12 protein-coding genes are annotated in these 12,112 nt (G+C 68.7%); 5 read left to right on the top strand and 7 right to left on the bottom strand.

The genetic code is table 11. The features are described from left to right. Nucleotides 1–8: 8 nt before the first annotated feature. Nucleotides 9–1,187: a flagellin N-terminal helical domain-containing protein gene (locus EJC77_RS14855; RefSeq protein ID WP_125614236.1), complete on the bottom strand. Its 1,179-nt coding sequence runs from the start codon at nucleotides 1,185–1,187 to the stop codon at nucleotides 9–11. A 185-nt stretch (nucleotides 1,188–1,372) separates the two neighbouring features. Then, nucleotides 1,373–2,194 (bottom strand): sigma-70 family RNA polymerase sigma factor, encoded by an 822-nt coding sequence (locus EJC77_RS14850; RefSeq protein WP_125614233.1) that lies wholly within the window; start codon nucleotides 2,192–2,194, stop codon nucleotides 1,373–1,375. A 266-nt stretch (nucleotides 2,195–2,460) separates the two neighbouring features. Between EJC77_RS14850 and EJC77_RS14845 the strand changes: the two genes are divergently transcribed. From EJC77_RS14845 to EJC77_RS14830, 4 genes are read left to right on the top strand one after another with little or no spacing between them, the layout of a single operon-like run. Next, nucleotides 2,461–2,943 carry a flagellar protein FlgN gene (locus EJC77_RS14845; protein ID WP_125614230.1) on the top strand — a complete coding sequence of 161 codons (483 nt, stop codon included), beginning with the start codon at nucleotides 2,461–2,463 and terminating at the stop codon, nucleotides 2,941–2,943. 42 nt (nucleotides 2,944–2,985) lie between these two features. Continuing rightward, entirely contained in the window at nucleotides 2,986–4,389 is a 1,404-nt protein-coding gene (gene flgK / locus EJC77_RS14840; RefSeq protein WP_125614226.1) for a flagellar hook-associated protein FlgK, read from the top strand. Next, on the top strand, nucleotides 4,389–5,267 hold the full coding sequence (gene flgL, locus EJC77_RS14835; protein ID WP_125614223.1) for a flagellar hook-associated protein FlgL: 879 nt from the start codon (nucleotides 4,389–4,391) through the stop codon (nucleotides 5,265–5,267). The genes flgK and flgL overlap by 1 nt, the downstream gene beginning before the upstream one ends. Then, nucleotides 5,264–5,629 (top strand): flagellar assembly protein FliW, encoded by a 366-nt coding sequence (locus tag EJC77_RS14830; protein ID WP_125614220.1) that lies wholly within the window; start codon nucleotides 5,264–5,266, stop codon nucleotides 5,627–5,629. Before flgL ends, EJC77_RS14830 begins: the two co-directional genes overlap by 4 nt. 76 nt (nucleotides 5,630–5,705) lie before the next feature. Here EJC77_RS14830 and fdhA read toward each other — a convergent pair whose 3' ends face one another. Next, nucleotides 5,706–6,920: a formaldehyde dehydrogenase, glutathione-independent gene (fdhA, locus tag EJC77_RS14825; protein ID WP_125614216.1), complete on the bottom strand. Its 1,215-nt coding sequence runs from the start codon at nucleotides 6,918–6,920 to the stop codon at nucleotides 5,706–5,708. 179 nt (nucleotides 6,921–7,099) lie between these two features. Then, nucleotides 7,100–7,618, bottom strand: coding sequence for a mycothiol transferase (locus EJC77_RS14820; RefSeq protein ID WP_125614213.1), 519 nt, complete (start codon nucleotides 7,616–7,618; stop codon nucleotides 7,100–7,102). A 221-nt stretch (nucleotides 7,619–7,839) separates the two neighbouring features. Between EJC77_RS14820 and EJC77_RS14815 the strand changes: the two genes are divergently transcribed. Further along, on the top strand, nucleotides 7,840–8,982 hold the full coding sequence (locus EJC77_RS14815; protein ID WP_205787383.1) for a Fic family protein: 1,143 nt from the start codon (nucleotides 7,840–7,842) through the stop codon (nucleotides 8,980–8,982). Nucleotides 8,983–9,024: 42 nt separating this feature from the next. Here the strand turns inward: EJC77_RS14815 and EJC77_RS14810 are convergent, their stop codons facing one another. Genes EJC77_RS14810 through EJC77_RS14800 form a run of 3 tightly spaced genes read right to left on the bottom strand, consistent with a single transcriptional unit; the run spans nucleotide 9,025 to nucleotide 11,932 of the window. Then, the gene (locus EJC77_RS14810; protein ID WP_125614207.1) at nucleotides 9,025–9,669 is read right to left on the bottom strand and encodes a LutC/YkgG family protein; all 645 of its coding nucleotides are present in this window, start codon (nucleotides 9,667–9,669) and stop codon (nucleotides 9,025–9,027) included. Continuing rightward, on the bottom strand, nucleotides 9,666–11,150 hold the full coding sequence (locus tag EJC77_RS14805; protein WP_125614204.1) for a LutB/LldF family L-lactate oxidation iron-sulfur protein: 1,485 nt from the start codon (nucleotides 11,148–11,150) through the stop codon (nucleotides 9,666–9,668). Before EJC77_RS14805 ends, EJC77_RS14810 begins: the two co-directional genes overlap by 4 nt. After that, entirely contained in the window at nucleotides 11,150–11,932 is a 783-nt protein-coding gene (locus EJC77_RS14800; RefSeq protein WP_125614201.1) for a (Fe-S)-binding protein, read from the bottom strand. The genes EJC77_RS14805 and EJC77_RS14800 overlap by 1 nt, the downstream gene beginning before the upstream one ends. Nucleotides 11,933–12,112: the final 180 nt, after the last annotated feature.

Here is a 12,112-nt window from a genome sequence, read left to right as displayed (position 1 = left end):
TGTCAGGTTTAGCCGAGGAGCTTCAGGACGCCCTGGTTGCTCTGGTTGGCCTGCGCCAGCATTGCCGTGCCGGCCTGCGAGAGGATGTTGGAGCGGGTGAAGCTCACCATCTCCGAGGCCATGTCGACGTCCGTGATGCGGGACGACGCCGCCGTCAGGTTTTCCTTGCCGACGTTCAGGCTGTTGATGGCGGACTCCATGCGGTTCTGCACGGCGCCGATGTCGGCGCGCGCGGCGGAGACGGCCTTGATCTGGGTGTCGATCTGGTTGATGGCCGACTGTGCACCGGCATTGCTGCTGAAGTCCAGGCCGGCGCCCGGGGCGGCCGCGGTGCCGGCATTGAACACGCCGCTGCCGGACGGGTCAACCGTGTCCACGGCGCCGCCGTCGTTGGCGCTGATGGTGATGGCCGAGCCGGTGCCGTTCGCGTTCTTCACCACGGTGGCCGTGTACCCGGCCGAGAACCCGGCGTCCTTGTTCAGCTGGGCGGCGAAGTCATCCGCCGTCGTGGCATTCGAGGCGGTGGTCACGGCGACGGTGGTCGTGACGCCGCCCTTGACCGACTTGAACGTGTACGTTCCCGCGTTCAGGCCGGTCGGGTCGCCGGTCGCTGCGTTGAATGCCGCGATGTTGAACGTCGTGCCGGTGGACGCGCCGCCGACCGTGAGGGCGCTGGCGATGCCACCGACGTTGGCCTTGGTCAGGTCGACCTTGATGGTGGACGCCGCGTTGCCGTCGGCACCGACCTGGAAGTTCAGGTTCGCCGAACCGTCGAGCAGCTTGGTGCCGTTGAAGTTCGTCGTCTGGGAGATGCGCGTCAGCTCGGAGGACAGCTGGGTGGCTTCCTTCTTGATGGCGTCGCGGGAATCCGTGTTGTTCGAGTCGTTACCGGCCTGGACGGCCAGGTCACGCAGGCGCTGCAGGATGGAGTTGACCTCGGTGAGGGCGCCTTCAGCGGTCTGCACGACGGAGATGCCGTCCTGGGCGTTGCGGGCCGCGACGGTGTAGCCGTTGACCTGGGACTTCAGGCCTTCCGAGATGGCCAGGCCGGCGGCGTCGTCCGCGGCACGGTTGATGCGCAGGCCGCTGGAGAGCTTCTCCATCGACTTGGACAGCGCATTCTGGGTGTTGTTGAGGTTGCGGTAGGCGTTGTTTGCCGCGAGGTTGGTGTTGACTTGCATGCCCATGGTTGAGTCCTCCGTGAGTTGGGTGTCGCTGTCGCCGCCCGTCCGTGGGCAGCTTACCCGCCACTGTCGGCACCCCGGCGCCCGCCGTTAGGAGCCCCCGGGGGTCGATCCTGGGCCGGGAGTCGAGCCTGTCGAGACCCGTCACCTGATTTCGACAGGCTCAATCACCGAGGGGACAGGCTCGATCACCCGGCGGCCGGCACGGCCAGGGCGGCCCGGGTCCGCGTGATCCCGCCGAGCGTCCGGGTACCCAACTCCGCCAGGTACTCCTCGCGCCGGGTCGCCGAGATGCGGGCATGCGCCGGCGTCGACTCGTCCGCCGTCGCCAGGTAGTGCCGTTCCAGCCCGTCGCGCAGCAGCCGCATGGCCTCGGCCCGCTGCTGCGAGACGGCGGAGTGGCTCGACCCGAGCTCTTCCGCCAGCTCCTTGACGCTGCGGTCCTCGTAGTAGACCGCCTCGACGATGTAGCGCATCTTCTCCGGCAGTGCGGCCACCGCGTGGGTCAGGAAAGCGTCGTGCTCGTCGCGCACCACCTGGTCCTCGGGCAGGCCCGGGGACCCCGCGGACACCGCCACGATTTCGGCGATGGTGTCCGTCAGCGGCGTCACGCTGCGCGCGGCGTCCTGCCGCGACGCCTCGACGGAGGCCCGGTCCACCCCGAGCGCGGCGGCAAGCTCCCCGGTGGTCGGCGTCCGGCCCAGTGACGCGGTGAGCGCCTCCTGCATGCCGGCCAGCTCGCCCATCCGCGATCGTGCCCCGCGCGTCGCCCAGTCGTCCCGGCGCAATTCGTCGGCGAAGGCCCCCTTGATCCGGCGGCGGGCATAGGCGCCGAACGGCACGCCCAGCCCCTCGTCAAACGACTCCGCGCACCGGATCAGCGCCTCGGCCCCCGCCTGCGCCAAATCCTCCCGCGACAAATGGTCTGCCCTCAGGCACAACTCATTGACCAGAAACCCCACCAGCGGCAAATTTTCCACCACGAGCCGGTCACGTTCATCACGTTCCACCCCCAGATTCCCTCCAGATTCCCCTCAACAAAACTGGCAAAGCAACGCGGCCGGCTCCCCCAGTTGAGACCCCGGCCACGTGCGGCATGAGACGATCCCCACTGTAAGGGCAGAAGCGCCCATTCGAGCGTGGCGCACGCATGTGTTACTGAAAAGTTCCATAACGTTTCGAGTACAACTGCTGGGCGGCTGCCCGCTAACGCCGAGCCGTCGAGTGCCGATAGTGGAAAACAGCCTCCCTTCCGCCCCACCGAAAGGACAACTCCATGGGACCCCAGGAATTGACCAATCTGCTCTGGCGCGAGCGGGAGATGCTGGACCTGCTCATCTTCAAGCTGGAGGAGGAGTCGCTGATCCTGACCTCCGGGCAAACGCGCTGGCTCGACCACGCGGCGCGGGAGGTGGAGCAGGTTACCCTCCGCCTGCGGGACGCGACGCTGCAGCGTTCTGTCGCCGCGGCGGCGGTCGCCACGGCGTGGGGATTGGCGGACGACGCCGGCCTGCCGGAGTTGGCTGCCGCGGCGCCGGAGGGCCCGTGGCAGGAGATCCTCATCGACCACCACCGAGCCCTGACGGCCCAGGTGGCCGAGGCAGGTGGCCTGCGGGACACGAACCTGCAATTCCTGCGCGGCGGGCTGCGCTCCACCCAGGACACGCTGGCCACCCTGGTTCCGGAAGCCGGCACGTACGACCACACCGGCCACACCAGCCAGGAGGGCGCCTCGCGCTTCCTTGACCGAAGCGTGTGAGTCACCTGCTCCTCTGCCCCCGACAACCTGCCAAGGACACCAGTGAGTACTTTTAGCGGCCTGAACACTGCGCTCAGCGGCCTGAACGCGGCCCGGACCGGCTTGAATACCGTGGGCCAGAACCTGACCAACGTCAACACGGCCGGCTACACCCGTCAACGGGTGGACCTGGCCGGGGCCGGCGTGCCGGCCCGCGGCGCCCTGAACGACGCCGGCACACCGGTGGGCCAGGGTGTGCGCGTCACGGGCGTCACACGTTTCGGTGATACGTTCCTGGACGGCCGCGTCCATACCGCGTTCGCGTCCGCCGGCTACGCCTCGGTGCGGGCCGACGCGTTGTCCGGCATCCAGGACACGCTGGGCGAGCCAGGCGACACGGGCATCTCCAGCCAGCTGAACGGCTTCTGGGGCGCGTGGCAGGAAGTCCACAACTATCCGGGCGAGGCGGGCCCGTCGTCCGTCCTGCTGCAGAAGGCGACCGGGCTGGTGCAGTCGATCGCGAGCGGCTACCGCGCCCTGGACGGGCAGTGGTCCCGGACCCGCGACCAGGCCGCCGCCATGGTGGCCGACGTGAATGCCACGGCCACCGCCGTCGCCACCCTGAACGAACGAATCCGCGCCGCCCAGGCCGCCGGAACGCCGGCCAATGACCTGATCGACCAGCGCGGCACGCTGACGGAACACCTGGCCGACCTGGCCGGCGGCACCGCGCGCGACGCACCCGATGGCACCGTGGAGGTGCTTGTGGGCGGCAATGCGCTGGTCTCCGGCAAGCAGGCGAACACGCTCAAGCTCACCGGCGCGGCCGGCATGGCCGACGGCGCCCCGGTCACCCTGGAATGGGAGCGGCACCCCGGTGTCGCCGCAGGGCTCGACGGCGGCCGCCTGGCCGGTGCCCTGTCCGTACTGGCGCCCGCCGGCGACGGCGGCGCCATCGCGCAGACCGCCGCCGCCTACAACGCGCTGGCCGCCAAACTGGCCAACGCCGTCAACGGGGCCATCACCGCGAACAACGGGGTGACCCCCGGCGGCGGCCCGACCGACTTTTTCTCCCTCCAAGCCGGCGTGCCGGCGGCACTGGGGCTCGCCGTCGTGCCCGTCGGTCCGGACGGCATCGCCGCCGGCACGGGCGGGAAGGACGGGTCCGTGGCGGACGCCGTGTCGCAGCTGGGCACGGGCGCGGATTCGCCGGACAAGCTGTGGCAGGGCGCGGTCATGACGGCCGGGATGGCCATCAAGGCGGGGTTGCAGCAGGCGACGCTGGCCGGGTCGGTCAGCGCGAGCGCGGTGGCGGCGCAACGGTCGAACGCGGGCGTGGACCTCGACGAGGAGAACGTGAACCTGCTGGCCTTCCAGCACGCGTACCAGGCGGCCGCCCGCGTCATGACGGCCGTCGACGAGGCGCTTGACACGCTGATCAACCAGACCGGGCGGGTGGGCCGCTGATGCGCGTGACCATGGAGACCGCCTACGCCGCGGCCCAGCGCGGGTTGCAGCAGAACGCGGCCCGGCTGGCGGCGCTGCAGCAATCGGCGCAGGACCTCAAGAAGATCGGGCAGCTCTCCGACGACCCGGGCGCGGCCGCCGACTCGATGGCCGTGCGCGCCGCGCAGGCCGCCACCGACCAGTATGGACGCAATATCGACAACGGCAACGCTTGGCTGTCCGTGGCGGACAGCGCCCTGGCCTCCGCAACGACGCTCATGCAGAAGGTGAAGGACCTGGCGCTCCAGGGTGCGAACGGTGCCATCAACCCGGCGGGGCGTGAGGCGATCGCCATCGAGGTGGACCAGATCCGGTCCGATTTGCTCGGGCAGGCCAACACGAAATACCTGGGCCGGAACATTTTCGCGGGGAACTCGGACGCGGCCGCGGCGTTTGTCGACGGGAATCCGCCGGTGTACAGCGGATCGGCCGGCACCGTGGAGCGGCGGGTCGGGCCGGACACGACCATTCGCGTGGACGGTGACGGCGCCGCGATCTTCGGTGACGCGGGCACGTCCGTGTTTGGGTTGTTGACCAAGCTCTCTTCCGACCTGCGAACTGGAGGCGACGTGGCGGGGAACCTGTCGGCCATAGACACGGCCCTGAATAGCGTGATCAACGGGCGGACCGAGATCGGCGCCCGGCATGCGCGGCTGCTGCGGGCCGCCGACGCGAACACGGCCTCGGCGGCGCGGCTGGAGAACCAGCGCTCCGGCATCGAGGACCTCGACCTGGGCCAGGCGATCCTGGACCTGCAGAAGCAGCAGCTGGCCTACCAGGCGTCGCTGGCCGTCTCGGCCAAGGTGCTGCCGAACACGCTGATGGACTTCCTCCGATGAGCGTCGTCCGATTCACGGCCCCGCCGCCCGGGCTGGAACCGGCCACGGAGTTCGTGTTGGAGCCCGTGCCGGGAGCCGCCGGGCTCTTCACGTTGTCCTCCGGCGAAACGGCCGCGCGGCTGTTCGTGCTGGACGCGTCCGTGTACCTGCCGGACTATGCGCCGCGCCTGGCGCGAACCGTCCTGGAATCCGTGGGCCTGGCCGCCGGGGTCGTGCCGACCGTGCTGGTGGTGGCGAACCCGGCGGCGCAGACCACGGTCAACCTGGCCGCGCCGATCGTGCTGAACCCGGTCTCCGGCGCCTGCGCGCAGGTCATCCTCGAAGGCGCCGACTGGCCGCTGCGCCACCCCCTCGCCGCCTGACCCCCACCCAACTGAGACGCAGCAAGTGCTCGTTTTTCGCGGTTTTTGAGCACTTGCTGCGTCACAGATTCCGGGGCTAGTTCAGGTAGCCGTTCGGGTTCAGCACGTACTTCGTGGCCGCGCCCGCGTCGAAGGCCGCGTAGCCCTGCGGCGCCTCGTCAAGACCGATCGCCAGGGCGTTGACGTTCCTGGCGATGTGCGTCTTGTCGTGCAGGATGGCCATCATGAGCGCGCGATTGTACTTCATCACCGGGCACTGGCCGGTGGTGAACGCCAGCGACTTCGCCCAGCCGGTGCCCAGGCTCAGGGACAGCGAGCCCTTCTGCGCGGCCGCGTCGATGCCGCCGGGGTCGCCCGTGACGTACAGGCCGGGGATGCCGAGTGAGCCGCCGGCGGCCGTGATGTCCATGAGCGAGTTCAGCACCGTGGCCGGCGCCTCGTGGCTCGCATCGGCGCCGTGGCCCTTCGCCTCGAAACCGACCGCGTCGATGCCGCAGTCGACCTCGGGCACGCCCAGCAACTGCTCGATCTGCCCGCCCGGATCGCCCTTGGACAGGTCCACGGTCTCGCAGCCGAACGTGCGGGCCTGGGCGAGCCGGTCCTCGTTCATGTCGCCGACAATGACGACGGCGGCGCCCAGCAGGTGCGCGCTCGTCGCCGCGGCCAGGCCCACGGGTCCGGCCCCTGCCACGTAGACGGTGGAGCCGACCCCGACCCCGGCCGAGACGGCGCCGTGGAAGCCGGTCGGGAAGATGTCCGAGAGCATGGCCAGGTCCATGATCTTCTCCAGCGCCTGGTCGCGGTCCGGGAACTTCAGCAGGTTCCAGTCGGCGTACGGCACCAGCACGTATTCGGCCTGGCCGCCGACCCACCCGCCCATGTCGACATACCCGTAGGCGCTGCCCGGACGGTCCGGGTTGACGTTCAGGCAGATGCCGGTCTTGCGCTCCTTGCAGTTGCGGCAGCGGCCGCAGGAGATGTTGAACGGCACCGAGCAGATGTCGCCCACCTTGATGAATTCCACATCCGGTCCCACCTCCACCACTTCGCCGGTGATCTCGTGCCCGAGCACCAGGTCGGTCGGAGCGGTGGTGCGCCCGCGCACCATGTGTTGGTCGGATCCGCAGATGTTCGTGGCCACGGTCTTGAGGATGACGCCGTGGGGTACCTTCCGCCCCACGTTGGCCGGATTGACGCCCGGGCCGTCCTTGAGTTCGAACGTCGGGTAGTCGATCTCGATGACCTCGACCTGACCCGGTCCCTTGTAGGCAACGGCTTTGTTTCCTGACATGGTTTTCCCTTCCTCGCACGACGGCCGTGCCCGGGTGGGCGCGGCCGTTTTCCACCTAAGAAGCGGCCCCGAGCCCGCACCCGGGTGACCCCAGAGGTCCCGGAGGTGCGCGCCATTAGTGGCGATGGCAGGGGGTTCCGGCCAGTCTAGGATGGAACGCGGAAATATGTAAGGGGCCCTCACCGGTCCGCGGCGCGGGCAAACAGCCCCTTCACATAGGCGGCCTGGCCGGCGTGCTGGACACAGTCGTCGATGACGCTGACCAGCCGCACGCCGAGCGTGACGGCCGGGGTCCAGCGGCGGTCCACGATCCGGTCGAAGTCGGCACCGTCGAGCCCGGCCACGTAGTCGAGGCTCTGGGTTTGGACCGCACCAAGGTAGTCGAGGAGCAGGCCCGCCGTCTCCACGCGGACGACGGCGGCCTGCTCGGCCGAGTGCCCGTAGCCCGTGCCGTGGGGGTCAAGGTCAAAGCCGAACCGTTCATGGAACCCGCCGGCACGCCATCGCGAGTCGACGCCGGCCACGTGCGCCACCTGTTCGTCCTGGATGCGGGCCAGGTGCCACAACAGCCAGGCAATCGAGTTCGCCGCCGGGTCGGGGCGCCAGTTCAGCGCAGTCCCGTCCAGCCCGTCCAGGACCTCCCGCACGGTCGAGTCGATCCGGCCAAACGCGTCCGCAAGCAGTTCCGAGGATTTCATGCCAGCCATGCTGCCACGCCGGCGCGCCGGGCGGTAGCCGCGGCGACGCCATCTTCGTGGCACCACCCAGCCGTTGCCGGACGTGCCCGCAGCAGATCACGGGATACAGAGAATTAAATGTGAGTCACCATATTCCTTGGAAGAACCCTGAATTCATGAGGCAGATCGGATGCCGAGATTAATTCCACATCGTACGATGGTAAAATCCTGACGTGACTGATATGCAAATCCCGGAGTTCTCGTTCACCTCGGACCTCGCTCAATCGATCATGGCCCTTGAACGACTTCGCGGCGACATGGCCCGACCCACAGCTGAACTACAGACCTTCCTCCAGCTGAAGTCCCTGTTTCAGCTCCTGACGAGCATCGCAAGTGCGCGCATCGAAGGGAACCGAACCACGATCCTCGATGCCGTCGTCGACATGAAGGCTGCCGGCGCAGGTGCCCGACTCGACGACTCCGTCCGCGAATTGACCCAGTTGCAGGCTGCCAGTGACTTCATTGATACCCACGTTGTGCCCGGCGCGCCGATAACGCAGGTCATGATTCGGGAACTCCACAGGATCGCCGTCGGAGGACTGATTCGAGAGGGCGACCCCACTCCCGGTAGCTACCGGACGTCCGAGGTCAAGATTCAGGATTCCGGGCACACGCCTCCATTGGCCAGCGTGGTTCCGGCCGAGATGTCTGACTTGGTCGAATTCATCAACGCGACCGAGCCGAAGAACCTTGACCTGCCCCGCACCGCCATCGCCCATCACCGGTTCCTCTGGATCCACCCCTTTGCGAACGGCAACGGCCGCGTAGCGCGCCTGCTGACATATGCCATGCTCGTCAAGCAGGATTTCACCTCGACGACCGTGTACCGGGCACTGAATCCCACGGCCGTATTCGGCGCCAACCGGCAGCTCTACTACGATCGCCTGTCCGATGCGGACTCCCTCGAGCCAGCGGCCACCATCCGCTGGTGCGAATACGTCATCAATGGCCTCCACGACGACCTGCAAAAGACCCGCCGCCTAGGCCAGCGCGACTTCGTCATCAGCAATCTCGTGCTCCCCGCCATCGATCGATGCAGGCGCAGCGGCCTATTGTCCGCCGCCGAGGCTGCAGCATTGCGCACCTCGGCTGAAGTGGGGACAGTGAAGTCCGCCGACCTGGCGGCGGATCTGCCAGGGTCACCCTCAACACGCAGCCAAGCCATCCGGCGGCTCCTCAACGAGGGATTCCTGGAGCCGGTCGTGCCGGGCAAGCGTTCCTACCAGTTGCTCCTCGCACCCGGCCCGCTCACCACGTTCCTGGTGCGCGAGCTGGACCGGCTGGGGTTCCTGCCGCAAATCCTCCGGGACGGCATCGATGCCTGACCCTCGAATCCACCGTGCTTAAAGCACACCACAGTTGGGCTCCTAGCTGAGAACGATGACGTCCAGGGTCCGCGGCCCGTGCACACCCTCAACGCGTTCCAGCTCGATGTCGGACGTGGCGCTGGGTCCGCTGATCCAGGTCTGCGGCCGGGTGGGGTCCAAAAGGGCGATGGCCTCGGGCAGCACTTCGACGACCTGGTCCATGGTCAGCAGGCACACGTGCCGGTCGGGCACCAGCGAGATGATGCGCCGGCCCTGGTCGGGGCTGCCGTCCAGGATGATCGTGCCCGTCTCGGACACGGCCACGGCCGCGGCGGTCACCACCGCGTCCACGGCATCGAGCTGCGCGACGGTGAGGCGCCGCGCCGGCGAGTCGACCAGCACGGCCGGCGCGCCGCCGTCGTCCGTCAGGTCCGCCAAGGCCGAGAGGTACGACGACGGCAGGCCCTCCGGCACCACGATCGAGGACGCGCCGGCCAGCAACTGGGCGACCGTCACGGCGGCCGCCGCGGCGGGCACCACGGCCACGTTCGCCTTGTAGTCCTCCAGCCGGTCCACCAGCTGCGCCAGGCGCTGCTCGCCCGTCAGCGCCGTGGCCCGGCGGTAGTCGCGCGGGATGGCCGGCGCCACGGGCGCGTCGCGCAGCGCGGAGGCGATCCGGGCCAGGATGTCGTCGCGGGCGCTCATGCCTGCTCCTTCGTCTCGCGATTGGCCGCCCACCAGTGCCGGAACGACTGGGAGGGCGGGGCCGGGATGTCGCGGCTCTGCGTCCAGCCGCCGGCCAGGTGCCCGGGCAGTTTCTTGATCAACTTGTCGCGCCCGGCCGCGAGCCGGCCCAGCGGCAGGCCCTTCTCCAGCAGGCCCAGGTGCTTGCCGGACGAGAACGCCCACTGGGCGCCCTTCATCATCAGGTCCATCTCGGAGGGCACCTTGACGGCGCGGCGGCGCGAGTCGACGTCGACGCCGCGCAGGTGCACCAGGATCTCCGGGATGTTGATTTTCACCGGGCACGCGTCGAAGCAGGCGCCGCACAGCGAGGACGCGTACGGCAGCGATGCGTTCTCCTCGCTCGTGATGCCGGTGAGCAGGGGCGAGAGGATCGCGCCGATGGGCCCGGGGTAGGTGGACCCGTAGGCGTGCCCGCCGGTGCGCTCGTACACGGGGCAGACGTTCATGCAGGCGGAGCAGCGGATGCAGTGCAGCGCGGAACGGCCCATTCCATCGGCCAGTGCGGCGGTGCGGCCGTTGTCCAGCATGACCAGGTGCACGTTCTGCGGCCCGTCGTCCGGCGTGACGCCCGTCCACAGGGACGTGTACGGGTTCATCCGCTCGCCCGTGGAGGAGCGCGGCAGCAGCTGCATGAACACCTCCAGGTCGGTGAAGGTGGGCAGCAGCTTCTCGATGCCCATGACGGTGATGAGCGTCTCCGGCAGCGTCAGGCACATGCGCCCGTTGCCCTCGGACTCGACCACGGCCAGCGTGCCCGTGTCGGCCAGGCCGAAATTCGCCCCGGAGACCGCCACCTTGGCGGACAGGAACTTGCGGCGCAGGTGCTTGCGGGCGGCCTCGGCCAGCCGGGCCGGCTCGTTGGTCAGGGCCGGGTCGACGCCGGGCATCTCGCGCAGGAAGATGTCGCGGACCTGGCTGCGGTTCTTGTGGATGGCCGGGACCAGGATGTGGCTCGGCTTATCACGGTCCAGCTGGACGATCAGCTCGGCCAGGTCCGTCTCGAACGCCTCAATGCCTTGGCTCTCCAGGTGTTCGTTCAGCCCGATCTCCTGGGTGGCCATCGACTTGACCTTGACCACCTCGGTCTCGCCGGTCGCACGGATGAGCGCCGTGACGATCTCGTTGGCCTCCCGGGCGTCGCGGGCCCAGTGGACGATGCCGCCGCGGGCCGTGAAGTTCGCCTCGAACGTCTCGAGCAGCTCCGGCAGCCGCGCCATGACGTTCTCCTTGATGGCGCTGCCGGCGTTCCGCAGGTCCTCCCAGTCGGGCAGTTCGGAGACCACTTTGAGGCGCTTGTCGCGGATGGTGTGCGTGGCGTGGCCCAGGTTCGCGCGCAGTTGCGCATTGCCCAGCTCGCGGTGCGCGGCCGTCGGGAACGGCTCGGTTGCGTTCAGGTTGCCGGTGCCGAACACGGGCATGCCCAGAAAGGTGCCGCTCATCACGTCATGCCCGCCATTTCCATCTCGGCGGGCTGTTCGAGGGTGCTGGCCAGGATCTCCGCGAAGTGCAGCGTCCCCACCGTGCTGCCCTGCCGCGAGAGGCCGCCGCCGATGTGCAGCAGGCAGCTCGCGTCGCCGCCGGAGCACAGTTCCGCGCCGGTGCCGCGGATGTTCGCGGCCTTGTCGGCCAGCATGGCGCTGGAGACGTCGGCGTTCTTCAGGGAGAACGTGCCGCCGAACCCGCAGCACTGGTCGGCCTCGGGCAGTTCCACCAGCTCGATCCCGCCCACGGTCGCCAGCAGTGTCCGCTGCCTGTCCCCCAGGCGCAGCAGCCGCATGCCGTGGCAGCTCGGGTGGTAGGTCACCGTGTGCGGGAAGTGCGAGCCGAGCTGCGCCGCCGCGTTGGTGACGCCCAGGACGTCGGTGAGCAGTTGCGAAAGTTCGTAGGTCTTGGCGCCGACGACGCCGGCCCTGGCTTCCAGCGCGGTGTCGCCGCAGCGCCGGGCGATCATCTGGTGCTGGTGCTTCACGCTGGCCACGCAGGACCCTGAAGGGGCGACCGCGACATCGTAATCGTCCATATCGAACGCCTCCACGTGGTTCTTGACCACGGGCAGCGCTTCCTTGAAGTAGCCGGAGTTCACGTGCATCTGGCCGCAGCAGGCCTGCCCGGCCGGGAAAACCACCTCGTGGCCCAGCCGCTCCAGGATGGCCACCGTGGCCCGGGCCGTGCGTGGATACATGGCGTCCACGATGCACGTGGCGAACAGCGCAATTCTCATGCGTCCCACTGTAGGGCAAATCACGGAACATGTGGACTGACCACACGAATATAGGCCCGGTGGGCTCTTATTTCGCGGAAGGTCCGCCGCCCCGTTCGCCGAGGTAGCACGAACGCGTCGAGGTAGCGGGATATGTCCCGCGACCTCGACGCGTTGGCACTACCTCGGCGTACGATAGCC

The organism is Specibacter cremeus, from assembly GCF_003946885.1.
GTDB lineage: Bacteria > Actinomycetota > Actinomycetes > Actinomycetales > Micrococcaceae > Specibacter > Specibacter cremeus.
Note: the sequence above shows the minus strand (reverse complement) of the source record. Positions and strands in the feature narration are given on the sequence as shown.